The sequence below is a fragment of the Arthrobacter sp. Y3221114 genome (assembly GCF_059092625.1).
This window is the reverse complement of the sequence record NZ_JBNHHW010000002.1, coordinates 436,988-461,951: the sequence shown is the minus strand read 5'-3', so window position 1 is coordinate 461,951 and position 24,964 is coordinate 436,988. Positions and strand designations below refer to the sequence as shown.

At 65.9% G+C, this 24,964-nt stretch carries 22 protein-coding genes and 1 tRNA gene; 12 read left to right on the top strand and 11 right to left on the bottom strand.

Translation table 11 applies throughout. From position 1 onward, the window contains the following. Positions 1–33: 33 nt before the first annotated feature. From AC5RV3_RS06245 to AC5RV3_RS06235, 3 genes are all read right to left on the bottom strand, one after another. On the bottom strand, positions 34–1,344 hold the full coding sequence (locus AC5RV3_RS06245) for an alkaline phosphatase family protein (protein ID WP_494121374.1): 1,311 nt from the start codon (positions 1,342–1,344) through the stop codon (positions 34–36). Next, positions 1,341–3,026, bottom strand: a complete 1,686-nt coding sequence (locus AC5RV3_RS06240; RefSeq protein ID WP_494121373.1) for an alkaline phosphatase D family protein — start codon at positions 3,024–3,026, stop codon at positions 1,341–1,343. The genes AC5RV3_RS06245 and AC5RV3_RS06240 overlap by 4 nt, the downstream gene beginning before the upstream one ends. A gap of 428 nt (positions 3,027–3,454) precedes the next feature. Next, entirely contained in the window at positions 3,455–5,185 is a 1,731-nt protein-coding gene (locus tag AC5RV3_RS06235; protein WP_494121512.1) for a calcineurin-like phosphoesterase C-terminal domain-containing protein, read from the bottom strand. A 254-nt stretch (positions 5,186–5,439) separates the two neighbouring features. Between AC5RV3_RS06235 and AC5RV3_RS06230 the strand changes: the two genes are divergently transcribed. Continuing rightward, a complete protein-coding gene (locus AC5RV3_RS06230; RefSeq protein ID WP_493989861.1) occupies positions 5,440–5,937 on the top strand; it encodes a DUF456 domain-containing protein in 498 nt (165 codons plus the stop codon). Between the two features lie 79 nt (positions 5,938–6,016). Here AC5RV3_RS06230 and AC5RV3_RS06225 read toward each other — a convergent pair whose 3' ends face one another. Together AC5RV3_RS06225 and AC5RV3_RS06220 are read right to left on the bottom strand one after the other, a co-directional pair. Then, complete coding sequence (locus AC5RV3_RS06225) at positions 6,017–6,478, bottom strand: Lrp/AsnC family transcriptional regulator (RefSeq protein ID WP_494121372.1); 462 nt, start codon at positions 6,476–6,478, stop codon at positions 6,017–6,019. Positions 6,479–6,812: 334 nt separating this feature from the next. Further along, complete coding sequence (locus tag AC5RV3_RS06220) at positions 6,813–7,220, bottom strand: VOC family protein (protein WP_494121371.1); 408 nt, start codon at positions 7,218–7,220, stop codon at positions 6,813–6,815. 307 nt (positions 7,221–7,527) lie between these two features. On the opposite strand from AC5RV3_RS06220, the gene AC5RV3_RS06215 reads away from it, so the two are divergent. The 4 genes from AC5RV3_RS06215 (at position 7,528) to AC5RV3_RS06200 (ending at position 11,714) form a co-directional block, all read left to right on the top strand. Next, positions 7,528–7,941 (top strand): VOC family protein, encoded by a 414-nt coding sequence (locus AC5RV3_RS06215; RefSeq protein WP_494121370.1) that lies wholly within the window; start codon positions 7,528–7,530, stop codon positions 7,939–7,941. 207 nt (positions 7,942–8,148) lie between these two features. Further along, positions 8,149–8,221, top strand: a tRNA-Ala gene (locus AC5RV3_RS06210). Between the two features lie 341 nt (positions 8,222–8,562). Further along, positions 8,563–9,753, top strand: coding sequence for an NAD(P)/FAD-dependent oxidoreductase (locus AC5RV3_RS06205; RefSeq protein WP_494121369.1), 1,191 nt, complete (start codon positions 8,563–8,565; stop codon positions 9,751–9,753). Positions 9,754–10,211: 458 nt separating this feature from the next. After that, positions 10,212–11,714 (top strand): hypothetical protein, encoded by a 1,503-nt coding sequence (locus AC5RV3_RS06200; protein WP_494121368.1) that lies wholly within the window; start codon positions 10,212–10,214, stop codon positions 11,712–11,714. A gap of 81 nt (positions 11,715–11,795) precedes the next feature. On the opposite strand, the gene AC5RV3_RS06195 is transcribed toward AC5RV3_RS06200, so the two are convergent. Further along, on the bottom strand, positions 11,796–12,218 hold the full coding sequence (locus tag AC5RV3_RS06195; RefSeq protein ID WP_494121367.1) for a four-helix bundle copper-binding protein: 423 nt from the start codon (positions 12,216–12,218) through the stop codon (positions 11,796–11,798). 294 nt (positions 12,219–12,512) lie between these two features. On the opposite strand from AC5RV3_RS06195, the gene AC5RV3_RS06190 reads away from it, so the two are divergent. The 3 genes from AC5RV3_RS06190 (at position 12,513) to AC5RV3_RS06180 (ending at position 15,687) form a co-directional block, all read left to right on the top strand. Next, entirely contained in the window at positions 12,513–12,731 is a 219-nt protein-coding gene (locus tag AC5RV3_RS06190) for a hypothetical protein (protein WP_494121366.1), read from the top strand. 155 nt (positions 12,732–12,886) lie between these two features. After that, a complete protein-coding gene (locus tag AC5RV3_RS06185; protein WP_494121511.1) occupies positions 12,887–14,974 on the top strand; it encodes a heavy metal translocating P-type ATPase in 2,088 nt (695 codons plus the stop codon). Positions 14,975–15,024: 50 nt separating this feature from the next. After that, positions 15,025–15,687 (top strand): DUF305 domain-containing protein, encoded by a 663-nt coding sequence (locus tag AC5RV3_RS06180; RefSeq protein ID WP_494121365.1) that lies wholly within the window; start codon positions 15,025–15,027, stop codon positions 15,685–15,687. Here AC5RV3_RS06180 and AC5RV3_RS06175 read toward each other — a convergent pair. The 4 genes from AC5RV3_RS06175 to AC5RV3_RS06160 form a co-directional block, all read right to left on the bottom strand. Beyond that, positions 15,684–16,745, bottom strand: coding sequence for an LLM class flavin-dependent oxidoreductase (locus tag AC5RV3_RS06175; RefSeq protein WP_494121364.1), 1,062 nt, complete (start codon positions 16,743–16,745; stop codon positions 15,684–15,686). The genes AC5RV3_RS06180 and AC5RV3_RS06175 overlap by 4 nt on opposite strands. 23 nt (positions 16,746–16,768) lie before the next feature. Continuing rightward, positions 16,769–18,040, bottom strand: coding sequence for an N-acetylglucosamine-6-phosphate deacetylase (gene nagA / locus AC5RV3_RS06170; protein WP_494121363.1), 1,272 nt, complete (start codon positions 18,038–18,040; stop codon positions 16,769–16,771). 14 nt (positions 18,041–18,054) lie between these two features. Then, positions 18,055–18,804 (bottom strand): glucosamine-6-phosphate deaminase, encoded by a 750-nt coding sequence (locus tag AC5RV3_RS06165; RefSeq protein WP_494121362.1) that lies wholly within the window; start codon positions 18,802–18,804, stop codon positions 18,055–18,057. 251 nt (positions 18,805–19,055) lie between these two features. After that, positions 19,056–20,153 (bottom strand): DNA alkylation repair protein, encoded by a 1,098-nt coding sequence (locus AC5RV3_RS06160; protein WP_494121361.1) that lies wholly within the window; start codon positions 20,151–20,153, stop codon positions 19,056–19,058. Between the two features lie 167 nt (positions 20,154–20,320). On the opposite strand from AC5RV3_RS06160, the gene AC5RV3_RS06155 reads away from it, so the two are divergent. The 3 genes from AC5RV3_RS06155 (at position 20,321) to AC5RV3_RS06145 (ending at position 22,145) form a co-directional block, all read left to right on the top strand. Continuing rightward, complete coding sequence (locus AC5RV3_RS06155; protein WP_494121360.1) at positions 20,321–21,043, top strand: alpha/beta fold hydrolase; 723 nt, start codon at positions 20,321–20,323, stop codon at positions 21,041–21,043. Then, the gene (locus tag AC5RV3_RS06150; protein WP_494121359.1) at positions 21,040–21,570 is read left to right on the top strand and encodes a YbaK/EbsC family protein; all 531 of its coding nucleotides are present in this window, start codon (positions 21,040–21,042) and stop codon (positions 21,568–21,570) included. The genes AC5RV3_RS06155 and AC5RV3_RS06150 overlap by 4 nt, the downstream gene beginning before the upstream one ends. A 71-nt stretch (positions 21,571–21,641) precedes the next feature. Next, complete coding sequence (locus AC5RV3_RS06145; protein ID WP_494121358.1) at positions 21,642–22,145, top strand: ferritin; 504 nt, start codon at positions 21,642–21,644, stop codon at positions 22,143–22,145. Positions 22,146–22,173: 28 nt separating this feature from the next. Here AC5RV3_RS06145 and AC5RV3_RS06140 read toward each other — a convergent pair whose 3' ends face one another. Beyond that, positions 22,174–23,829, bottom strand: coding sequence for a SulP family inorganic anion transporter (locus AC5RV3_RS06140; RefSeq protein WP_494121357.1), 1,656 nt, complete (start codon positions 23,827–23,829; stop codon positions 22,174–22,176). A gap of 238 nt (positions 23,830–24,067) precedes the next feature. Here AC5RV3_RS06140 and AC5RV3_RS06135 point away from each other — a divergent pair, with 238 nt between their 5' ends. Beyond that, complete coding sequence (locus tag AC5RV3_RS06135) at positions 24,068–24,964, top strand: bile acid:sodium symporter family protein (protein WP_494121356.1); 897 nt, start codon at positions 24,068–24,070, stop codon at positions 24,962–24,964.

The following is a 24,964-nucleotide window of genomic DNA, read 5'->3' as shown; positions in this document are numbered from 1 at the left end:
CGAGTGGCCGATTCAGCGAGCCGGGACCGGGGCTCAGCGGGCCAGCGACAAGGATGCGGTCCGCTGCCTTCCGTCGTAGCCGCCCTTCGGTTCCTCCAAACCGAAGAGGGCTGCAACTGTTGGCGCTACATCGACGGTTCGCGCCGGTTCCGAGGACACTCCGGGCAGCACCAGATCGCTGCCGCCGCCAATGAAGAAGGGGATCGGTTCCGTCGCGGGATGCCCGTGGTTGCCGGGAATCGGGTTGGACAAGATATAGGGGTCGGAGAACCGCCATCCGGCCCGGCAGTAGACCACCAGATCGCCCGCTTCCGGTCCCAGCCGCAGTTCTGCCGGCCGATGCACTGAGAGCACCCCGGGATGGGCGGCTACCACCATGGCGAGCCGCGCTACCGCCTCGTCCCGGCTTGCCGCATCCCCCGTCCAGTACAGCAGGTCCGCCCCGCCGTTCTGGGCAATCTGCAGGTTTCGGCGGAGTTCCGGATACAGCCACAGGGAATTGTCGATGCTAATCACGTTGGTCGGCAATGACCAGTCCATCGAGTGGTCGGCCAACACGATCACCACGCTGGATTGCCAAGTCCCCCGGGCCTTCAAATGTTCGATGAAGCGACTCACCTGCAGGTCCGTCGACGCCAGCGCAGCATGCCGCGCTGCTTGCAGGGTAGTACCTGTCAGGTCCGAGTGGCCCATCCGGTCGACGTCGCCGAGGTTTGTGAAGACCAAGTCGGGGTCGGCTGATTCCACCATGCCGATCAGGGCGTCCACTGTGTAGGCGTCCGGCGCGTGGCCCGAGACGGGGACAATCGGCGCAGGCTCCCATCGGTATGTGGCCCGCTCCCCGAAGATCCCGTACAGGTATTCCTTGCTGAGCACCGTTCCCGTGGTGAAGCCGACTGCATTCAGGCGCTCCAGCACGGTCACCGCCCGCAGATCCGCGGGCCGGTTGAGCGTGCGAACCGCACCCTCCGCCCGGTCGTAGACGGAGTTGGCCGGGACTCCGGTGCGGTCGGGGCGCAGGCCTGTCATCATCATGACGTGGTTGGGGAGGGTCTCCATGATTGGCAGGGAGCGGGCCGCTGGAAAGTTAGTACCGGCATCGCGTAGTGCCGCCAGATTCGGTGTGAGAGCCTTTGTGACCTCGTCCGGCCTGCAGCCGTCGACCACCAGCACGTAGACCTTGGGCGTCGACACTTCCCGAGCGGCCTTGCCCTTCCCGTTGCTGCCGGGCGCGGCCCATCCGGCACCCGGGACAGCTGAAAGTACGACGGCGGCGCCTGAGGCAGTGGCAAACTTCAGGAAACTTCGGCGGGGTGTGCCGCCGCTCGTCTCAGTCGGGCTCATCCAAGAATACCTTTCGCTGCGCGGCGGACTCTTTGCGTACCGGCAGCGACTGCCCACGACGCCGTTAGGTACGCAGGCGACGCGGCGTCGGTCCGTTCCGCCAGCCGGTACCAGTCCATTCGGACCTCGGCCGGAGTCACCTCGAGTACTGAGAAGCCGTGCGAGTCGAAATCCAGGTACTTGACGTGCGGGTTCAGCAGCTTCAGGGCCGACTCGACCGTCAGCGAGGCGGTGCGTTCCGGAACTCGGAGGATATCGTCCAGGTTGTCGCTGGTGACGGACGTGCACACAAGTTCCGTGCCCACGGAGCGGCCGTTGAGCGGGTAGGTCAGCGGGTCGGCCGGCAGGTCGCAGGCCCAACCCGAATGAATATCCCCGGTCAGGAAGACGGTGTCTGTCACGGCGTGGTCGCGCAGGTGCGTGAGGACTTTGTTTCGGTCGGCGACATAGCCGTCCCACTGGTCCACGTTGTAGGGAACCCCGTCGATATTGCGGTCCCCCAGCAATTCGCTCAGCGCATGCAGTTCCTGCGTGTTCAGGGTCGACGGGAAGCGAACCGGAGTAATCATGACCGGGTTCCCCACCAACTTCCACTGCGGGGAATCGTTGCCGAGCCCGGCCAACAGCCAGTCCATCTGCTCATCGCCCGTGATGGTGCGGTTCGGATCGTCGACCGCCGAGTTCAACTGGCTGTCGGCCTGCTTGCTCCGGTAAGAGCGCAGGTCCAGCATCGACAGACTCGCCAGCGAGCCGAACTCCAGCCTGCGGTACAACTGTCCACCGGGTTCGTAGCGGACCGGCATCCATTCCGCGTAGGCCTGCCTGGCGTGGCCCGAGCGCTTAGACCAGGTTCCTTCAGCCCCCTCGGTGTGGTTTTCTGCGCCGTCGGACCAGGCATCGTTGGCGGATTCATGGTCGTCCCAGGTCACCACGAACGGTGCCGCAGCATGCAACGCCTGCAGTTCCGGGTCGGTTTTGTACTGGGCGTGGCGCCGCCGGTAATGCTCCAACGTGGTCATCTCCACGGCGGGGTCGTGGGGACGCACGAGGACGTCACGCGCCTGATACTCGCCCGGCGCGTACTCATAGAGGTAGTCGCCCAGATGGAGCACCAGGTCCAGGTCGCCGCGGTCGGCCAGGTGTCGGTAAGCAGCGAAGTAGCCGGCCTGGTAATTGGCGCACGACACCACGCCCATCCGGAGCCGGTCCACGGCCGCGCCGGATGCCGGAGCAGTGCGTGTCCGGCCCACCGGCGAATAGTCCTTACCGAACCTGAACCGATACCAGTACGCCGTGCCCGGTAGCAGCCCGGCGGCCACCACCTTGACCGTGTGGTCCCGCCAAGCGCCCGTCTCCGTCCAACCGCGCGACACCACCTGCTTGAAATTTGAGTCGGCTGCTACTTCCCAGCGGATACGGGCGTCGCCACCACGTCCCGAACCGGGCGTCGCGTCTTCCTCCGGCGTCAGGCGCGTCCACAACAGCACCGAATCCGGGTAGGGATCTCCCGAGGCAACGCCGTGCCGGAAGAAGCCCGTCGCGCCATGCGCGGGCAGCGGGGCGGTCAGGAAACCCGGAACCGAGGCAGCAGCGGCAAGAATTCCGGCTGATCGAAGTAATTGACGCCGGGGCAGTGCCGTCGCCGCGGACTGGGATGGAGTAAAGGAGCGGTCGGATGTCACTCACCGTATTCAACCCTATCGCCGGGTAGCAAAAGCCCGGATCCGAGGGATGTTCACCGGATTTTCGCCCAACCTTCCGTGGTCCTTTACCGGTGGCTTGCAACGGCTGCCTTTATCGACGCCCTGCTCCTCCTTTGGCTCGCAGAAGAGCGCGGAGAAGCCCACGGGAGCGAACCAGCTGAGAAAGAACGTCCCAGAACGGTCGAGAAGATTCTTGGGCAGAGGCCGCAAGGCCCACACGGTCACGAACGGGCGTACCCCAACGGTTAGAACTACAACCTTTGAATGCGGTTCCCCTGAAACTGGACAATGGACAGCACCAGACACGGATCCAATCAAGAACGGCAACAACTACTTCCCCTGGGGTGAGACCAGCGACGGCGGGTGGCTGCGGAACGCAACCACCCGCCGTCGGATATCAGGAAGGGTTACTTGACGACCTCAAAGGTGATGGTCTCGGTGAACTCGCGGCCGTGCACGTCGGTCGCGGTGACCGTGGCCGTGTGCTCGCCGACGGCCAGGCCGGCCGGCAGCTCGAGTCGCCACAGGTGGGAGGTGCGGTCGTGTAGGCCGCCGCCGTGCACCAACTGTTCGGTGGTGGCGGTCGGATCGGTGTACTCGGCACCAATCAGCGGGACGTCGTCGGCGGTCATCGACTGGGTACGCGCGGCTTCGGCGCTTTCGCCGCCGTCTATGGATACCTTCACGGTGGAGCCGGTGGAGCCCATCCAGAAGTTGGTCGTCAGCCAGGTCTCACCGAGTTCGCCCTGTGCCACCGCGTTCGGGTTCTCCGGGGACGGGGCCTTGCCGCGCTGGTTCTTGTATTCGTCGAACCATGCACGGTACGCGGGGGAGTTGATGCCCAGAGCCATCTGGTCCGAGCCGTCGTCGCCGGTGGCCGTGAAACGCTCGCGGACCTCCGTGTTCTTGATGTCCAGGGTCAGGACGCCGGGAGGGGTCCCGTCACGCTGGATGGCGGTGGGGAAGCCCTCCTCGAGCACCCGGCCGTTGTACCACTGGCCGGACACTGCCGGGACAGTCAAATGGGTGAACGGCAAGCCCGCGTCGCCGAGCTCGTCGCGCCAGCCGGCCATGAGGTCGCCCTCCCGCAGGTTCTCCGACATGTGGGTGTGCCCGCCCAGGGAAACGACTTCGCGGCCCTCGAGTATCCCGTAAATCGCCTGCAGCTGCTTCGTGGTGTGAGAGTCGCTGTAGTAGAACTCAAGCAGCGGGCTGTGGCCGGCCAGCACGATCACCCGGTCCTTGGGCACCTTCGCGATGTCCTGGCGGAGCCACTCGAGTTGGCGTTCGCCCAGTGCGTAAGTGTAATTGCTCTTCTTCGCGGGGATCGCGGTCGGATATTCGATGTTGCTCAGGGCGACGATGTGGGCCTTGCCGGCGTCATACGAGTAGTATTCCGGTCCGAACTGGCTGCGGTAAGTGTCGAACTCGTGCTCGCCGTCGAGGGCGTCGAAGTCGAGGTCGTGGTTGCCGGGCAGGAACCGGGCCGGACCGTTGAGCTTGGCGGTCAGTTCCCGGGTCTGCCCGAAGAGGGACAGGTCATCGCCCACAATGTCGCCGATGAAGAGCGCGCCGCAGCCGGCATAGTCGGAGCGGGCGGCCAGATCGGCGAAGGCGCCGTTGTGCGCGAACTCCACCTCTTTTTGGTTGTAGGTCTGGACGTCGGCGCCGATTGCGCAGTGTTGCTCCGGGGATTGGGTGAGCTTGCTCTTGGCCAGCGGGAAGTTCACCTTGTCAGGCAGCGCTCCGGTCGGGGCGATGCCGCCGAACTTCAGGTCGGGGGACCCCTCCGGCAGGTGGTGGTAGAAGAACTGGGCGACGTTGTCTTCGTCCACCGGCACCTGGTAACCGCGGGGCTGGGTAACGAAGACGGTCATGTTGTCGAACGCCGGCAGTTCGTAGCGGCCATGGCTGTCCGTCGTGACGACGTCGCGGCCGTTGGAGACGGTGACCCCGCGCAGGCCCGGTTCGTTGACGTCCTGCTTTGAGTTCTTGTTCTTGTCATCAAAGACGGAACCGTCGAGGGTCTGCTGGTCGGCATCAGGAGCATCAATGACGTCGATGCCTCCGCGGTAGGCCGAGGCTGCCCAATCGGTTTCTACCGGGGTGGGAGCGGCGGTGGCGGCGGGGCCGAGCATTGCGCCGGCAGCCAGCAGGATCAGAGCGCCGCCGGTCAGGCGCAAAGGTCGGGACAACCAGGCTGATTTCGAAGTTGGGGACGCGTACACGAATGGGACCTCCGGTTGAGTGATGGCCGGCCGTTGGAGGTGGCCGACCCCTCAACTGTTGCCCGCGGGAATGAACGGGGACCGAAGGGGAATCGAGGTGCGCACCACGTTCTGGTGACACACCCCTTCCCGACGGACGCGATGCATCCCAGTAGGCTGAGTGGGTGGAAGCCCAGATACTCGCGACCGTCTTTTGCGGTCTGCTCATCGCTGTCGGCATTGCCGGCATCGTCGTCCCCGTCCTGCCCGGCACCATCACCATCGGCATCAGCCTGCTGGTCTGGGCCATCGTCTTGCAGAACACCCTGGGCTGGGTGGTCTTCGCGATCGGCATGGTGTTTGTGGCCGCCGGCATGCTGGCCAGCCTGGTGCTCACCGGGCGCCGGCTGAAACAGCGGCAGGTGCCCAACTGGTCAATCCTGGCGGGCGTATTGGTCGGTGTGGTCGGGATGTTCGTGATTCCCGTCGTCGGGCTGTTCATCGGATTTGCCGCCGGGCTCCTGCTCAGCGAATACGCACGACGGCGGGACTTCGGCCAGGCGGTCGGGGCCAGTTGGGCGGCGCTCAAGGCCGTGGGCCTGGGGATGCTGGTTGAGCTCGGCTGCGCGTTCGCCGCCGGCGCCGTCTGGGTGGTCGGCGTGCTGGCGCAATTCTTCTTCTAGCGGCTGGCTCCGGAACCGGCCATCCCAACGAGCGGCTTTTCAGACCAGCGCGGCGCTGCCGGCGGTGGCTCCGCGATGATCAGTCCTGCTCTAACAGCCCCGTGGTGCGGTAGGGGATGACCTCGCGGAGGAACATCTGCGTGGAGGTGCGGGTGATGCCAGGACAGAAACGGATCTCCTCGCTCACCCGATACAGATCGTCCGGGCTGCTGGCCACCACCCGGATCAGCAAGTCCGTGTCGCCCGCCGGGGCGTGGCATTCGAGCACTTCCGGAATCTTCCTGAGCGCTTCCACCGCGTCGTTGAGCTTGCTCTGGTCCAGTTCCGCACTCACCATGGCCATCACCCCGCGGTTCAAGGCTTCCGGCAGCACCCGCGCGGAGTGTGTGCGCATGCAACCAGAGGCAGCCAGGCGCTCAAGCCGCGAATGGACCGTGCCGCGGGCCAGACCCAGCCGCTGGGCCAACATCATCACCGGGATCCGCGGATCCTCATCCAGCGCCAGCAGGATCCGCCGGTCCGTCGCATCAAGTTGCTGCAAAATGACCACTTCCTGTCGAGTGCCGCACTACTGCTTGAACAGTCTGATCAATTGTAAGGGGAGCGCTTGCACGGATTGTAGGCAGAGTGCTCTGATACTTATCAGATCGGGCTAAGCCACAAGCTGCCAGCCCGTTGAGGTGCACCGTTCAGGCCCACGACGCCGGAGCAGTGTCTGCGGGCCCGCAAAGCCCCGACCTTGTTGTTCACACAGCTGAAGACCCCTGCCAGTCCGGATGCCGGACCGCCAGGGGTCTTGCTGCGTTTGTTCTAGCAATCCTGTAGCGCAGGCGCTCCAAGCGTCGCCCGCGGCGTGCTCCGTGAGAGGTTTGCGCCTATTTCAGGTTCAGCTGCCAAGACACCCCGTACCGATCCTGTACCCAGGCGAATTCTGTGCTGAAACCGTAGGAGTCCAAGGGCATCAGGAGCTCCCCGTCCACGGCCACTGCGTCGTAAAGGCGACCGATTTCATCTTCGGCTTCACATTCGATGTACAGCGACATGGACGGAGTAAAGCCAAAGCTCTGCTTGACGCTGCTGTCGCTGCACATGAACTGCTGCCCGGCAATTGAGAAGGCCGCGTGCTCGATTGTTCCTTCAACGCCGGGGCCATCGGCCCCGTAGCGGACGAGGCTCAGCACCTCGCCGTCGGGGAACAGCGAGACGTAGAAGTTCATCGCGTCCTCGGCTTGACCATCAAACATGAGGAAGGTGGTGATTTTCTGCTGCGGTACCTGCTGCATTGCTGCTCCTGTCTCTCCCGCCTTCAGCCGGCTGGGCGGGTGCACCTACTAGAGGTAAGCCCGAGGACATACGGGCGGGGAATTGGCCCTCATCGATGAATCGCCCACGACGGCGAAGGCCGCACCTGTGGTTTAAGACTAAGCAGAACCTCCCAGCTGCGGGTGCGTCGCGACTGGCTTACATTCCCTGAGCGAGCAAGCGTCTTCCCCGAAATCCCTCGAACTGCGACACTGTTGAGCAGGAACTTTCGCCGTAGCGGATCACCACCGGCCAAGCGCCGACGGCCGAAAACGTGGGGGACAAGCCATGCAAATTTACGGCTGGGTCGACAGGGGAGGGGTTGCGTTGAAGCTCACCAACAGCAAGGCCTACAGCGGCATCGCCGTTCATGATCTGCAGGAGGCGCAACGCTTTTACGGCGAAACTCTTGGCCTGAGAACGTCCGACGAGTATGGGCTGATGTGGCTGCATCTGGCAGGCGGCCGGGACACGCTTGTCTACGAACAGCCCGACGCCGTTCCGGCGAGCTTCACGATCCTCAACTTTCAAGTGGATGACATCGATGCTGCCGTGACCGGACTGGCCTCGCAGGGAGTGCATTTCGAGCGCTATGAGGGTTTTGCCCAGGATAAACATGGCATCTTTCGCGACGAAGGCCCCTACATCGCATGGTTCAAAGATCCGTCCGGGAACGTGCTGTCGGTCTTGCAGGAGAAGTAGTCGGAGGTCGCCCGGACGCCACCATCCGAGCTAGCTGGTGAGCTCCCAGCGGTCCGACCGAGCGTGGGATCCCGAACGGCCGTGGGCGTTGAATAGGGAATAGCACCCTCGAAGCTGCACATCAGAAAGCCGGAGTTCATTTGGTGCACACGCGGGTCGATGCGCTACCCTTACACACGTGTGATAGCGCGGGTAACCTGCGCATCCGGGGCTTTAGCTCAGTTGGTAGAGCGTTTCGTTCGCAATGAAAAGGTCAGGGGTTCGATTCCCCTAAGCTCCACTGAAGACGCGCGACTTCTGTGTTCCGCCTCCCAAAGAACACACTTTCCACAGACTTTGGCAGTACTAATGGCATCGAGGCCAACGTTGCTACTCATCGGTCGCGCTGGTGCTCGCAGCCGCCAATCACGACCGCATGTGCCGGAACCCGACCGCCTCATCCCGGACCGCCGCCGTAACGTCCCAGCCCCATCCTGCGCGCACCGCTGCATTTGGAGATTGAGGCCGACGTTTCACGACCCGGTCCTGGCTCTCCGGCCTTGACGGAAGGCCCTGGGCGTTGTGGACTGGGCGGATGCGGGAGCGGCTGGGGCGCGGCCGCCAATGGCGGAAGGCCGAAACATGGACAAGCACCATCAGGTAGTGGTTGTCGGCGGCGGCAATGCGGGAATCTCGCTGGCCGCGCGGCTTCGCCGGTGGAAGGTTAAGGACATCGCAATCATCGAACCCCGGGACCAGCACTACTTCCAACCGCTGTTCTCCCACATAGGAGCCGGGGCTGCACGGATGGCCGAAGCAGTCCGCCCCCAGGCGGATGTCATGCCGCAGGGGGTTGACTGGATCCGCGGGGCGGCGGCCGACGTGCGGCCGGAGGAGAACGTCGTCGTCCTGGCCGGAGGCGATCGCGTTGGTTACGAGCACTTGGTGGTCTGCCCGGGCCTGCAGTTGGACTGGGGCGCCGTTCCCGGGCTTGCCGAGGCGATAGCCTCGCCGCACGGCTCGTCCAATTACGACGCCGCGCTGGCCCCCAAGACCTGGGACCTGGTGCGAGGGCTGCGCGCCGGCACCGCCGTATTCACTCAGCCGCCCGGGCCCGCAAAGTGCGCAGGTGCCGCCCAAAAAATTGCGTACATGGCCTGCGACTACTGGCGCGAACAGGGCGTGCTGCAGGACATCAACGTGCACATGGTGGTGCCCACGCCTACCGTCTTCGGGATGCCGGAGGTGGACCGGGAGCTGGAGCGCAAGATCAGCGAGTACGGGATCACGCTGTGGACCTCCACCACCGTAGCCTCGGTCAATCCTGAGGCACAGACACTGGTGCTGCACGGCTCCTCGGGGGACCGGGAGGTCCGGTACGACCTGCTGCACGCGGTGCCGCCGCAGTCGGCGCCGGACTGGTTAAAAGCCACTTCACTGCCGCCGAGGGGGAGCAGCGGCGGCTTTGTCGAGGTAGATTCAGAGATTCTGCGCCACCCGCGATTTCCCAACGTCTGGTCCCTCGGCGACGCCGCCGGAACGCGGAACTCCAAGTCCGGCGGGGCGCTCCGCAAACAGACCACGGTACTGGCGAAGAACCTCACCGCTGTTCTGGCCGGGCGTGCGCCTGATGCGCGTTACAACGGCTACTCAGTCTGCCCGTTCACGCTGAGCCGCCGCACCGCGTTCTTTGCCGAGTTCGACGACCAATACCGCCCCCAACCGAGCTACCCGGTCCTCAGGATGGCCAAGGAACGGCGCTGGCAGTGGGTGATGGACCGGCGGATCCTCCCGCAGATCTACTGGCACCTGATCCTGAAGGGACGGGCCTGAGCGTCTCGCAGCGAGGCAGGATACAGCCGGCCGGACCGCTGCCGACAGGACGGAGCGGTTCTGGCCAGCTTTTGCGTGCCATTGGCCGTCCAATAAAAGGGTCAGGGGTTCGATTCCCCTAAGCTCCACACCTTTCGGGGAAATCAACCTGCCCCGTCAGATGACGGGCAAATTTCGTGTCCGAGGCCCGGATAGTCCTGGGCGCCGTCAGGCAGGGTGCGGGAGTTCAAGGATCAGGATGAGCTCTCAGAGGAGCATGTCCTCCATGTCGTCCTGCTAGGCGGTTTGATGGCAGGAACTGGCGCGTTTCCCGAAATTCCTTACGGATGAGCCCTTACGTCCGATTGCATCCCTTAGCACCCGTGCCCGCATTCGCGCAGTGCGGCAGCACTATGAACGGATCCAGTTCGATGAAGGCCCTCATCCGCGCGCTCCTGGGAGCAATCCTCGGAACGACTATGCTCGCATCAGCGCTGGTTGTCAGCACACCGGCCCAGGCCGCAGCACCGCGCAACGCGACCTACCAGACCTACACCGCTCCCAACGGCGTCAGCAGCAAATACCACGTCTACGCCAACGGCATCGACGCGAAGAAGCCGGTCGGCGTCCTATTCGTCTTCCACGGCGACTACTCCTACCCGGCGCAGTCCTACGTCCACCACCCCAACGGTTCCATCATGAAGAAGATGGCAGCAGAGGCTGCCAAGAAGAACATGATCATGGTTCCCGTCATTACTCCGGACAGGAAGGGCGGCATCACCTGGTGGGAGGATGCCGACCGGAACGGTGACTACTTCCGGGCCTTGGCCGCAACACTGATCGCCAAACACAAGCTCGACGCCCGCCGCATCTGGCTCCACGGCTACTCCGGCGGAGCCGAGTTCATCACCTATGAGCTCCTCGCAGACCGCCAAGAGTGGATGAAGGGCGGCGGGGCCACCATCGTCGGCGGCGGCGGATACACGGGCATGGAGACTGCCGCTCCCGCGGCGGTGAAGAAGATGAAGCTGCACTGGATCTGCGGCAGCCGCGACGGACGCGGCGGCACCAGCCTGAAGACCTGGTCAGCCCTGGGCACCGCCAAGAGCGCGGAGAAAAAATACAAGAGCCTTGGATTCACCAACACGAAGATGACCGTTCTCCCGGGTGTCACGCACTACACCTATGACATGCCGAAGCTGATCGCCAACGACCTGAAGGCCTTGCCGGCCGCGGTCGCGCCAGCCAAGGCCAAGTCCGGTGATGTCGCAGCCGTGGACTCCGCGGGCAAGCTCTACCTATACCCGTCCGCCAAGGGGCGGGACCTGAACAAGCGCTCGTACGTTTCGGCCGGATGGGGAGCAGCGCGAGCCGTGGAGATCGCCGACTGGAACGCCGACGGCATCCAGGACCTGATCGCCAACTGGCAGGACGGCCGGCTCACCGTCGACTATGGGCAGAAGAACGGCGGCTTCAAACGATCTACCTTGGGCGCGAGCGGTTGGCAGCACAACACCATCCTCGTTACCAAGTGGAAGACCGCGGACAAGCACCCGGGCATCATCGCCAAGAACCGTGACGGCAAGCTGTACTCCTACGCGAACGCAGCCGGCACAACGCCCGAGCCGCGGAAGCTGCTTAGCTCCGGCAACTGGAAGGGCATGGATGTGATGGCCTTGGACTTCGACGCGGACAAGAAGATGGACCTGGTCGCCCGCACCGCGGCCGGACAGCTGGAGCTCTCCCGCTCCAACGGCAAAGGCAAGCTCATCAGCGAGACCCGGAAGGTGATCGCCACGTCCGGTTGGAACGCGATGACGCACCTGTCCACTGCCGAGGACCATGTGAGCGCTGGGCAGTCCGGCATCCTCGCCCGCGACAAGAAGGGCAACCTGCACTTCTACCCGGTCTCCTCGAAGAAAATGCAGAAGCGCATCACTGTAGGTGTCGGCGGCTGGAACGGCCTGAAGATCGGCTCGTAGCAGGGCAGGTCCGGGGCCTTGGGCCCGTGGCGGGATGGGTGCGGCCGCGCCGGTGAAGGAAACGCGGAAGGCGGTGCCTGCTTAAGCGGAGGCGTCGCGTCCCAGCGAGGCCAAGAGTTCGTCGCAGGCGCGTTCACACCGGCGGCAAGCCTCCGCGCAGACCTTGCAGTGTTCGTGCATCTCCGCGTGCTGCACGCATTCGTCGGCGCAGGCCTTGCAGGCAGTCCGGCAGGCCTCCAGAAGCGCCCTGGTGATGTTGGCGTCGTAGCCGGTGTGGCGCGAGAGGACACGGCCGGTGGCTGCGCAGATGTCGGCGCAGTCCAGATTGGTGCGGATGCACTTGGTGAGATCGGCAACCATGTCCTCCGAGAGGCACGCGTCGGCGCACGCGGTACACGTCTGCGCACAATCGAAGCAGGCGGCAATACACTCCGCCAGCTTCTGGCGGTCCACGCCGCCCAGGTCCTTGGGGTAGGTATCGAGCATCGAGCTGATGTGCGTCATAATCTGCTCCTGTCGTCCGGTTGCGGGCCGCCGTCCGCCGGCCACCTCTTAAGCACCGTAGCCCTTGCGCCGGGATTGTGGCCACAGCCGCACAAGCACTCGGAGCTCCTGCCACCCCCTTGACTTATACCCCCCGGGGGTATAGTTTCAGAGCAACCGGAACAAGCGTCACGAGCCCGCCAGGGCTTCAACGCAGTGAAGGTCCTCACCGGCTTCGGCGGCGGAGCGTCATTCCACATGGTCTGGCGTTCCCACTTCCCGCAGCCAGCACCAATGATGTGTGAGGAGAACACCATGGCCGAGTCCCTTGACCGGGCACTGTCCCCGACCGCCAAGTTCGCACCAGGATGTGCCTGTTGCGCGCTGGGCGCTCTCGACGGAGTGAGCGACGTGCAGGTCGCCCTCGTTCCCGGCGGCGTTTCCGCCGTCACCCTTGCGGCCGTATCGCCGGTCAGCGAGGCGGCCTTTCGGTTGGCCGTCGCCGACGCCGGCTACGAACTTATTGCCTCCTGAAGATCAGGTTCCCCGCTAAGGGCCGCCCCGCTTCCAAAGGCAGGGGCGCCCGCGAAAGAAGAGTCATGAAAAGCGAGCATTCGCAGCACCTCTACAATTCCGGCCAGCAGACCCAAAGCCCTGGCCCTGAGCACCGCCATCCGGGCCAGGGCCCGATGGTGACCGACCACGAATCGCACGGGCAGGCCATGCCGGACGGACCCGTCCATTCGGCGGTGGACGAGGAACATGCCGTCCATACGCATGGCCAGCACGCCGGGCACAGTACGGCGATGTTCAAGAACAAGTTCTGGCTGTCCCTGGTCCTGTCGGTCCCGGTGGTCTTCTTCAGCCCGATGTTCGCCATGCTCCTGGGCTACACCGTCCCGGAGTTCCCCGGGGCGGCGTGGATCCCGCCGGTACTTGGCACCATTATTTTCTTCTACGGCGGCACCCCCTTCCTGAAGGGGGCGATGAAGGAACTGCGGTCCCGGCAGCCGGGCATGATGCTGCTGATTGGAATGGCCATCACGGTTGCCTTTGCCGCCTCGTGGATCACGACGCTCGGCCTCGGCGGGTTCGACCTGGACTTCTGGTGGGAACTGGCGCTGCTGATCGTGATCATGCTGTTGGGCCACTGGATGGAAATGCGTGCACTGGGCTCCGCGCAGGGAGCACTCGACGCGCTGGCCGCCCTGCTGCCGGATGAGGCGGACGTGGTCAACAGCGATGGAAGTGTCCGAACCGTGCCGGTCGGGTCCCTCGCCACCGGCGATATCGTGCTGGTGCGCTCCGGCGCCCGCGTGCCGGCAGACGGGCAGATCATCGACGGCGGCGCCGAGTTCGACGAATCGATGATCACCGGGGAATCCAAAGCCGTCGCCCGGGCGACCGGCGATACGGTCGTCGCCGGTACGGTCGCCACGGACAACTCGGTGCGGGTCCAGATCACTGCCGTGGGCTCCGACACGGCGCTGGCGGGCATCCAGCGCCTCGTGGCCGAGGCCCAGGCATCATCGTCCCGGGCCCAGGCCCTGGCCGACCGGGCTGCGGCCCTGCTGTTCTACTTCGCGCTGGTGGCCGGCATCATCACCTTCGGGGCCTGGCTGCTGCTCGGAAGTCCCGATGAGGCCGTCGTCCGCACCGTGACCGTCCTGGTCATCGCCTGCCCCCATGCGCTGGGCCTGGCCATCCCACTGGTCATCGCTATCTCCACCGAACGCGCCGCGCGCTCCGGCGTGCTGATCAAGAACCGCATCGCCCTGGAGCGGATGCGCACCATCGACGTCGTCCTGTTCGACAAGACCGGCACGCTGACCGAAGGCGAACACGCGGTTACCGCCGTCGCCGCAGCGGAGGGCGTGACCGAAGGCGAGCTGCTGGCCCTGGCTGCCGCCGCCGAATCCGACAGCGAACACCCCGTCGCCCGCGCGATCGTCCTGGCTGCCGCCGAGCATTCCGAGGCGGCACGACTGGGCCTGACCGGACGCAACTTCACCTCCAGCACCGGCCGGGGCGTGCGTGCCGTGGTTAACGGGGCCGACATCTCCGTGGGCGGGCCGAACATGCTCCGGGAGTTGAACCGGGCTGAGGCGGCGGAGGTAGCCCAAGAAACCTCGGCCTGGATGGATCGGGGCGCCGGTGTGCTGCACGTGGTCCGCGACGGCAAGATTATTGGGGCGCTGGCCCTGGAAGACAAGGTCCGCCCCGAGTCGCGGGCGGCGGTCAGGGCCTTGCAGGCGCGCGGGCTCAAGGTCGCCATGATCACCGGGGACGCCCGGCAAGTCGCCAACTCCGTGGGCCGCGACCTGGGCATCGACGAGGTCTTCGCCGAGGTCCTGCCGCAGGACAAGGACAAGAAGGTCACCGAACTGCAGCAACGCGGCCTGAAAGTGGCGATGGTCGGCGACGGCGTCAACGACTCGCCAGCCCTGGCCCGCTCCGAAGTCGGCATCGCCATCGGAGCCGGCACCGACGTGGCGATGGAATCTGCCGGCGTCGTGTTGGCGGGCAACGACCCCCGGTCCGTGCTGTCGATGATCGACCTGTCCCGGGCCAGCTACCGGAAGATGGTTCAGAATCTGATCTGGGCCACCGGCTATAACATCATCGCCGTGCCGCTGGCCGCCGGTGTGCTTGCCTTCGCCGGGGTCGCCATCTCCCCGGCCATTGCGGCGATCCTGATGTCCGTTTCTACCATCGTGGTCGCCCTCAACGCCCAGTTGCTGCGGCGGATTGACCTGGACCCGGAACGAATCCAGTAGCAGTGCGGAGCCACACCCGCACGAGCAAGCTATTTCGAAGGAACAAAATCATGAAGCATGACCTGACCCTGTCCGCTGCCGCCCTCGCCGTCGTACTCGCGCTCGCCGGCTGTGCAACCGGAGACTCCGGCGGCCAAACCGCCCCTGCACCGACCGCCGCGACCACGGGGACGGCGCCTCAGGCCGGCGCGGAAACCGGCACCGAGCACAACGACGCCGACACGATGTTCGCGCAGATGATGATCCCGCATCATCAGCAGGCCGTGGAGATGAGCGGGACCATGTTGTCCAAGGAAGGCCTGGACGCGCGGATCACCGAGCTGGCGACCCGCATCAAGGAAGCACAGGGCCCGGAAATCGACCGGATGACCGCCATGCTTGAAGCCTGGGGAGAACAGGTCGGTATGTCCGCGGGCACCGGCGGCATGGAAGGCCACGACATGCACGGCGCAGAATCCGGGGAGGCCGGCATGGGTGCCATGGAAGGCATGATGTCGGAGGAAGATCTGGCATGGCTGGAGTCCGCGCAGGGGCCCGAGGCGGCCAAGTTGTTTTTGACCCAGATGATCGCCCACCATGAGGGCGCCGTGAAGATGGCCGAGCAGGAAGTCGAACAGGGTTCCAACCCGCAGGCCAAGGAACTGGCACAGACCATCATCGAAGACCAGGAAGGGGAAATCCAGGAAATGCAGGACCTCCTTGCCAGCCTCTAAAAAACGCTGGTATTTGTACCTTCGCCCAGGCCTAACAGCGCGGCAAGCCGCCGGTCGGCGTCGGCGAGGGCGTCCGTGTCGAAGGTATTGGTGGTGACCAAGAGTTCGTCGGCACCGGTCACCTCCAGCAAGCGTCCGAGCCGCTGGCCCACCTGGTCCGCCGTTCCGTGCACGGCAGCGGCAAGGGACTCGGCTACCAGGCGCTCCTGCCTGGAGGTCATGGGAGCTGATCGGATGGAGCCGACGGGCGCGAGCGGCGGGAATTCCCCGCGGGTGCGGGACTGCGCCATTGCCCAGGCCTCGGGCAGCAGCAGCTCCCGCGCCTTTTCGGCGGTTTCAGCAACTGCCACGGTCGCGGAGGCGATCACGTACGGCTCGGCGTAATAGGCGGACGGCCGAAAATTCTGCCGGTAGCGCCCCAGAACTCCGCGGGCCGGTTCCGCATTGCGTCCGGTAAAGGCAGGACCGCCAACCACGACGGCGAGGCCCGCCTTGGCGGCGATGTCCACTCCCTTGCCGGTAGCCAGCACGAAAAGCGGCGTCGCACCGCCGTCGTGCGGCCGGGCAGTGACGGCGGCGCTGCCGTCGAGATAGGACATCAGTTCCGCCAGGTCCTCGCCGAAGCGGTCCGCGGCATCCTTGTCCTGCCGCAGCGCCGACCGTACCGCCGGCGTGAATCCGACGGAGCGTCCGACCCCGAGATCGATCCGGCCGGGAAAGAGCGCCTGCAGGGTGGCGGCCTGTTCGGCCACCACCAGCGGTTGGTGGTTGGGCAGCATCACGCCGCCGGAGCCGACGCGGATCCGTTCCGTCTGCGCAGCCACCGCGGCCATCAGCACCGTCGGAGCTGAACCGGCGATCCCCGGCACACCGTGGTGCTCGGCCACCCAGAACCGGCGGTAGCCCAGCTGCTCGGCACGCCGCGCCCGGCCGATGGTGGCGTCCAGGGCCGCCGACGCCGAGGTGCCCTCGCGGGCGTTGGCGCGGTCCAGGATGGAGACGGGGGTGGAGGCACGCTGCATACCAGTCACAACGTGGCCGGCAGGCTGGTATTCCATCCCGGCGGCGGTCCTGCGCGCGCTCAGTGCCGGCCCAGCCACCGGCCCCGGCGCATGACGCCGGTGATTGCCAGGGCTTCATCGATGATTACGAGGTCGGCGAACTTGCCGCGAGCCAAGGTGCCTACGCTGTCGGCCAGGCCCATGATCCGGGCCGGGACCACAGTGGCCGACCGGAGGGCCTGGTCGAAAGGGACTCCCGCATCGAGGGCGTTCCGCAGCAGGTCCAGCATACTGGCGGTGCCTCCGGCGATGGCCCCGGATGCCAGGCGGGCCACTCCCGATTGCACCCGCACCTCCGCCGGGCCCAGGGGGTACACGCCGTCGCTTAGCCCGGCTGCTGCCATCGAGTCGGTGACCAAGGCGATGTTGTCGGCACCCAGCAGCTCGAACATGGTCACGACGAGGTCGGGGTGCAGGTGGGTGTTGTCCGCGATGAGCTCCACGACGGCCTCGCCGGCGCGGGCGGCCCGGAGGCAGGCGCTCACGGCGCCGGGGGAGCGGTGGTGCAGCGGTTCCATCCCGTTGAACAAATGCGTCACCGTGGGCACCGCTGACCCCTCAGCGAACCGCCGGGCGAGGGCATCCCGTGCGTGGCGCAGGGAGTCGGCCGCGACCGCGGTTTCCGCGGCCGTGTGGCCCAGCGAGGGGACAACGCCGTGGCCGGCGAGCAGTTCCACGAGTTCGTCGGCGCCGGCCAGCTCGGGCGCGTACGTCATGGTGCGCAGGAAGCCGCGACCGCCCGCGAGCATCTCGCGTGTGAGGCCGAGGTCCGGTTCCAGCAGCCATCGCGGGTCCTGCGCGCCGCATCGGGCAGGTGACAGGAATGGCCCCTCCGCGTGGATGCCGGCTACCTCGCCGTCGGCGGCTATGCGCGCGAGGACGTCGAGTCCGCCGAGCAGATCCTGGGGCGGTGCTGTCACCAGGCTCGCCAGCAGGGTGGTAGTGCCCGAAGCATGGATGCCGGCCGCCGCGCGGCGTGCGTCCGTTTCGTGGGCGGTGGGGAAGTCGACGCCGAAGGCGCCGTGGCAGTGCAGATCAACCAGCCCGGGGATCACCCTCTGGCCGGCAGGGACGTCGACGACGGTGTCCGCCTCGCCGGGCGGCAGGGCCTCCGACGGACCGACGAAGCTGATTTTCGCGCCGGACACCGCAACGGCTCCGTCCCGTAGTTCACCCTCGCCCGTGTGGATTCTGCCCCTGAGGATGGTCCGGCCGCCCGGCAGCGGCTCCCGTTCCGCTTCGCGGAACGGGAGGGGGGAGCCGTCAGTGCTGCCCGCGCCTAGGCGTGTCATGGCGGAATCGAGGCCTATCCGGCGGGAAACCGGGAGCCCGCCTCGACATCCGTGAGGACGGTGACGTCCGGGTGCAGCTGGAGCACCGAGGCCGGGCAGTCGGGGTCGATGGGCCCGGTCAGCGCGCGGTGAAGGATGTCGGCCTTGTCCCGACCCTGCACCATCAACAGCAGCCGCCTGGCATCCAGGATGGTCCCCAGGCCCTGCGTGATGCAGCGGGTGGGGACGTCGTCGAGCGACGGGAAGAACCGGGCATTGGCTCGGCGCGTCGTCATCGTCAGCTCCTCGACCCGGGTTCTGGAATCCAGGGCCGAGCCGGGCTCGTTAAAGGCCAGGTGGCCGTTGTGGCCGATGCCCAGGATCTGCAGGTCGATTCCGCCCGCCGACGCGATGGCCGCTTCATAGTCCGCAGCCGCCCGGTCCACATCGGTCCGGACGGCGTCCGGCAGCAGGACCGACGCCCGGTCGAGCCCCAGCGGCCGGATTACTTCCCGGTCAATCACCTGCGCGTAGCTCTCCGGGTGCCCGGCCGGAAGTCCCACGTATTCGTCCAGCGCGAACCAGCGGACCCCGGACAGATCCAGGCTGCGCCGTGCCAAGGACTGATACAACGGCAGCGGCGAGGACCCGGTGGCCAGCCCGATGACGGCACGGGGCAGCTCTTCGACGAGGTCGGCCACGATGTCGGCGGCCAGCGCGCCGATGTCTTCAGCGTCGTGGTGCGAAACATGGAGCTTGCGTTCCTGCTCGGCCAACGGGTTCATAGGAGTCCTGTCTGCTGGATGAGTCCGCCTGGACGGATGCGCGCCGCGCTGCACGTGCTTTGCGGCAAGGGCAAGTCAAACTTCATGCACTTTTCCCTTGTGGGACGGGTCGGAGCCTCCGGGTGTGCCGTCAGGGTCGGCACCCCGGATAAAGGTTGGAGCAAGATTACCGGATGCTACCGGCCCAAACGGGTAGATGCGGGCGCACCATGCCGAGAGCGAATTCCAAACGTTTGCGCACCGTGCATGTGTCAGAGCACGACGTCGAAGCCCGCCTCGGGCGACAGGGTTCCGTTGGCCTGCACTTGGACGAAGTGCCGACCGGGGTAATGCACGCGCGTGGTCATCTGGCGGAAGGCGTGCGTTTTGCGGAACTGCCGGGCCTCGCCCGGGGCGAGGTCAGCGACCGCCAGCTTAAAGACCTTTGGAGCCAGCGAACCGCTTGCCTTGACGTAGTGGACCACGTAGTCCACCGCCACGCGAGCCGGGGCGTCCGTTTCATTGCGGATCTCGACGGCGAAGCCGAGCTCCCCGGGCAGGTGGACAATGTTCCGGTCAAGTTGCGGGACGGTCACCGTGACGGCGTCGGCTGTGAAGCCAAGCGTCGCGAGGGCGGCGGGGTGGGCCTTTTTCACCAGCGTGCGCAGCCCGTGCCGTACCACCCAGGCCGTGTGGCCACCCGCCGCAGCGTTCCACCGGGCCGCGGTCGCCACCACGTCGTCCGGGGCGTGGCGGGAGACGTCGTTCAGGTGGTTGGCCACCGAGCGGCGGACGGCGTCGCTGTCGTCCTGGAACAGCTCGTCGAGGATCGGCAGGGTCGCCGCCGGCCGGGCGATGATGCCGGGTACCCGGACGGCCCACGGCAGGTACGGCCGCGTGCCTTCGCTGGCCAGCCGCCGCACCTGTTCATCCGGGTGGGCCGTCCAGTCCCGGATGATTCCCAGCGCCCGGTCCAGGTCCTGGAGCAACAGGCGGCGGATGGCGAACTCGCTGCTCATCCGCGGAGTCAGTTCCGCGAGCAGGGCCAGAGCATCGTCGAAGGTCCGCTGGCTCCCGTCTTCCAAGGCGCGGGTTACGGCCGCCTCGCCGACCGGCCAGAGCATCCAGCCGGTGAAGGCGCCGTCGGCCAGCGCCGCGCGGATCATGGCTGCAACCCGTTCGTAGCCGCCATCCAAGTCGGCGAGGAGCGCTTCCGCCAGGAAGTCGGCGCGGGCGCGCAGGGCCAGCGGCTCGAGCCAAATCCCTGCTTCGCGGAGCGCCGGCCATGCAGATTGGCCGCCGGCTGCGGCCAGGGAACTTTGCAGTCGCTCGACGGCGGCCGGCCCCAGCAGGTCGTTCATGATTCCCATACGGTCCTCCGGGTCGGGGCCAATAAGTTCGCCGAAACCAGCCTATGGCTCTTCGGCCGGTGGACCCGGCCGTTGTTCTCCTCCGGAACCACCTAAGGGACCGTGGTTGTCCTGAATTTCGCCGCAAGGGTGTTCCGGGTCACGGTCGGGCACTAGAGTCACCTGACATGGACATCATCCTGGTACCCGGATTCTGGCTGGACGCGTCGTCGTGGGCCGAGGCGACCCCACCGTTGGCCGCCGCCGGGCACCGGGTGCACCCGTTGACGCTGCCCGGGCTGGAAGCGCCTGATGCGCCGCGGGCTGGGATCGGCCTGCGCGACCACATCGACGCGACCGTCAAAGCGGTGGACGGCTTGGACGGGCCGGTGGTCCTGGTGGGCCATTCCGGCGGCGGGGCCATCATCCATGGCGTGGTAGACCAGCGCCCGGACAGGATCGCCCGTGCCGTCTACGTGGACAGCGGCCCGCTGGGTGAAGGCGGCGTGATCAATGACGAACTGCCCGCCGAAGGCGACGAGGTGCCGCTGCCGGACTGGAGCCTCTTCGAGGAAGAAGACCTGGTGGACCTCGACGAGGGGCTCCGCGCCGCGTTCCGTGCCCGGGCCATCCCGCAACCGAGGGGCGTGGCCTCCGATCCGCAGCACCTGTCCGACGAGCGGCGTTTCAACGTTCCGGTCACGGTGATCACGTGCGAGTTCACGCCCGAACAGCTGCAGGGCTGGATCGACGCCGGCGCACCCCAGGTGGTCGAACTGGCCAGGATCCGGGACGTCGAGTACGTGCACCTGCCTACGGGGCACTGGCCGCAGTTCACCAAACCGGCGGAGCTCGGCGAAGCCATCCTGGCCGCGGTCACCAAGACCGTTGAGGCAACCGGGGCGCAGTGAGCGCAGCCAAACTGTTGCCCGCCGTCGAGGCAGCGCTCGCCGGGCACGGTCTCCCTTACGAGGTCCTCGACTGCGACCCGGACCTGGCGGACACGGCGGCGTTTTGCGCCCACTACGGCTTCGCCCTGGAGCAGTCGGCCAACACCATTCTGGTGGCGTCGAAGAAGGTGGAACCGGCCAGGTACGCGGTGTGCGTGGTGCTGGGGACCGCCCGGCTGGACGTGAACAAGACGGTCCGCGAACTCCTGGGCGTGAAGCGCGCGTCCTTCGCCGACGCGGAGACCACCCAAGCCGTGACCGGCATGGAGATCGGGGGAGTGACCGCCATCGGGACCTCCGGCCACCCCATCTACATCGACGCCGCCGTGATGGACCAGGAACGCGTGGTGATGGGCGGCGGCAACCGGTCCAGCAAACTGCTGCTCAGGCCCGGGGAGCTGTCCAAGCTGCCCGGCGCCGTCGTGATTGAAGGGCTGGCGAAACCCGCCGTGCCGCTCAACGCCACCGACAGTCCAGGGGACGGATAGCACAGGCTTCCCTAATCTTGGCTTGCCTTACCTTGCTGGCGGGGATGCAGGCCGGCGCATAATCTGGAGCCATGGGACTCACAGGAAAACTCGCAGAAGCGTTTAACGACCAGGTCACGCTGGAACTACAGGCCTCCGTGGTCTACCGCCAGCTCGCCATCGAAATGGATGCCATCGACCTGCCCGGGATCGCCGGCTGGTTCCGCGCCCAGGCCGAGGAAGAGGTGGTCCACGCGAACAAGTTCATCGAGCACATGATGGACCGCGGCGCCCACCCGAAGATCCAGGCGATCACCGCTCCGACAATTTTCGCCGGGACCGTCTTGCAGGCGTTCGAAGCCTCGCTGGCACACGAGAAGAAGGTCTCCGAGTCGATCCGCGACCTGTACCGGCTCGCCCAGCAGGAGGGCGACATCGACTCCATTCCGCTGCTCAACTGGTTCATCGACGAGCAGTTGGAAGAAGAAGCCACGGTCGGCGAGATCATCGGCCGGGTCAAGCTGGTCAACGACGACGGGCCCGGCCTGCTGCGCCTGGACGAGCAGCTCGGTTCCCGTACCGGCGACGCCAGCTAGCACGAAAGCGCCGGCTGGGCAGTCCGGGTCAGGCCAGCCGGCCCTCATCCTCACCGCGATTGTCCAGCCAGGACCGGGCCTGCCGTACTGCGTCCTGAAGGGAGGAGCCGAGTATCTCGGTTCCCGGAACCAGGACGACTTCGTCGTCGAGCGCGAAACGGTCCGCGCGGTATAGCTTGTCGGCGAGGTCGGGGGTCATGCCGCACAGGTAGACCCGGCCCCCGTGCTGGGCGAGCTCGTGGGCGTAGTCGTTGATCTCTTCGATGAAGGTGGCTCCGATCTGGCTGTTGCCGCGGATCCGCAGCACGAGTGCGGCGCTCTCGGCGGAGTCCGGCGCCGGAAGCCGTTCCCGCAGCGTGCGGGCTGCGGCGAAGTAGAGCGGGCCGTAGACGTCCAGGACCGTGACCTGACCCGAACGCAATCGGGTCGGGGCGTCCTTGACGTGGATCTTGCCGTCATCCTCGCGGACCAGTTCATGCACCTCGGTCAGTTGCCCGGCCTGGTAGATGAACAAGACCAAGGTCAGCAGCACGCCTAGGCCGACGGCCACCGGGATGGAGGTCAGCAGGGTGGCGAGGAAGGTGATGACCATCGCCCATCGTGCGGTTCCGCCCACGCGCCAGATTGAGCGCATCTCGGTGATCTTGATGACTTGGAAGCCGGCGACGATTGCGATCGCGGCGAGCACGGTCATGGGTACCTGACCGATCAGGGTCGAGGCGACTAGGATGATCGCGAGCATGACCAACCCGTGGAACACCATGGCGTAGCGGCTCTTTGCTCCGGCTTGTGTGTTCAGCGCGCTCTGGCTCACGGAGGCGCCCGTGGGCATGCCGTGGAAGAAGCTGGCGGCCGTGTTGCCCAGGCCCTGGGCAACCATGTCCCGGGAGATGTCGGGCCGGGAGCCGTCCGGGTTCCGCACGCTTTGGCTCACCCCGGCGCCCTGGATAGCAATGACTGCCGCGACGGCGAAGGCCGAGGCTACCAGGCCCGGGGTGAAAAGGGTGAGGTTGGGAATCGCGAAGGGCGGCAGGCCCGTGGGGATGTCGCTGACGTCCTGAACGATCTTCACACCTTCAGGTTGCCACCAGATGGCGATGAGACTGGGTATGCCGAGGGCGAGGAGGGAAGCAGCGTTGGCCAGCCGCGTGCGCCCCAGCAAGATCATGATGATCAGCGCGATGGATCCGACCAGCACTGAGTTCCAGCTGAACTGCCCGACGTGCAGGATCAGGTCCACGAACGCCCCGAGGCTGGTGCTGGCCTGGGAGGTGTATCCGGCGAGCTGTGCCGCCTGGTCCATCACCAGCACCGCTCCCACCCCGGAGAGGAAGGCGGTCATCACCGGGTAGGAGATGTAGCGGACCAGCTTGCCGGCACCGAGCAGGCCGAAGGCCACCAGGAACAGCCCGCTGAGCCCCACGAGGAAGAACAGGGCCGGCGCGCGCTGTTCGGCGGGAAATGCCGCGATCGCCTGGCCTGCGGTGATGGCAGAGACACTGGTGGTGGCGATTTGCATCAGCTGGGAGCTGGCGAAGAAACCGCCCACGGTCGGGGCGACGACGGTGGCGTAGAGGCCGTAGACGGGGTTGACCCCGGCCAGTGCGGCGGTGGCCATGCCGGAGGGCACGCTGACCACGGCGTTGACGAGCCCGGCCAGTGCATCCCCGGGTAGGTTTTTCATCCGCGGTAGGAACCCCGACGCCTTCTCACTGTCCTGTGGCACGGTCCCTCCCGGCTGTGTGGATTCTTTGGGGGCTTGCCCCTTTATGCAAAGGTTTTTCCTGTAGCGGAAGCGCTTTTGCTAAGCCGTTACTCCCTATCTAACGTACATCCGTGATTGGATGGTTAGACAACCCGGGACGAAACCAGCGGCACCGGTTCCGTTCGGGGGCGGAAGTTCCCCAACGATGGATCCGCGCGTGTACGAATTTTTCCAGGCTCTGGGCTCATGGGGGGTGACCGTCTTCGTGGTCGCCTCGATGCTCAACGTGGGGTTGACCCAAAAACCCTCACGGTTGCTCACGCACCTGTCCAACCGGGCATTTTTGCTGCGGATGCTGTTGCTGAATTTCATTGTGGTGCCGGCCCTGATGATGGCTGCAACGGACCTCGTTGAACTGGCCCCTGTCTACTCGGCTGGTTTGTTGCTGTTCTCCTTGTCCGCCGGGGCTCCGTTTTCCATCAAGCTCACCGGGGTCTCCGATTCGGACATCGCTCTGGGCGCGACCGTGATGCTCGTCCTGATTGTCGGCACCGTCCTCTGGCTCCCGCTCCTGCTTCCCCAGGTACTGGAAGGTGTGACGGTGGACACTTGGGCAGTGGTCCAGGGGCTGCTCACGCAGATGGTCCTGCCCTTGGTGGTTGGGATGCTCGTCCGGCAGTTCACCGAGAACGTGGTGGCCGCCGTGCAGCCGTGGGTGGCGATAATCTCCAACATCTCGCTGTACGTGCTGATCGTCGCGATCCCGATCGGGTATCTACCGGCAATGGCCGATCCAGGGCTGTGGGTGGCCATCGGCGTGGGCATGGTGGTGCTGCTGCTGGCCCTGTTCCTAGGCTGGACCATGGGCGATGGCCACGACCACCTGCAGGACGTGGGCGGATTGAGTACGGCTCAGCGCGGCATCGCCGCAGCCCTGATCGTCGCCCAGGCCAATTTCGACGATCCGCGCATACTGGTGGTCATCACGCTGCTCAACACCTTCGGGGTGGTCATGCTCATCGTTGCCGCGAAGCTGATGAGCAGGGAAAACAGTTTCGACTTCCTGATACCCCAAGCTGCTGACGCCCCGGGGGAATCCGAGGACGATACATAG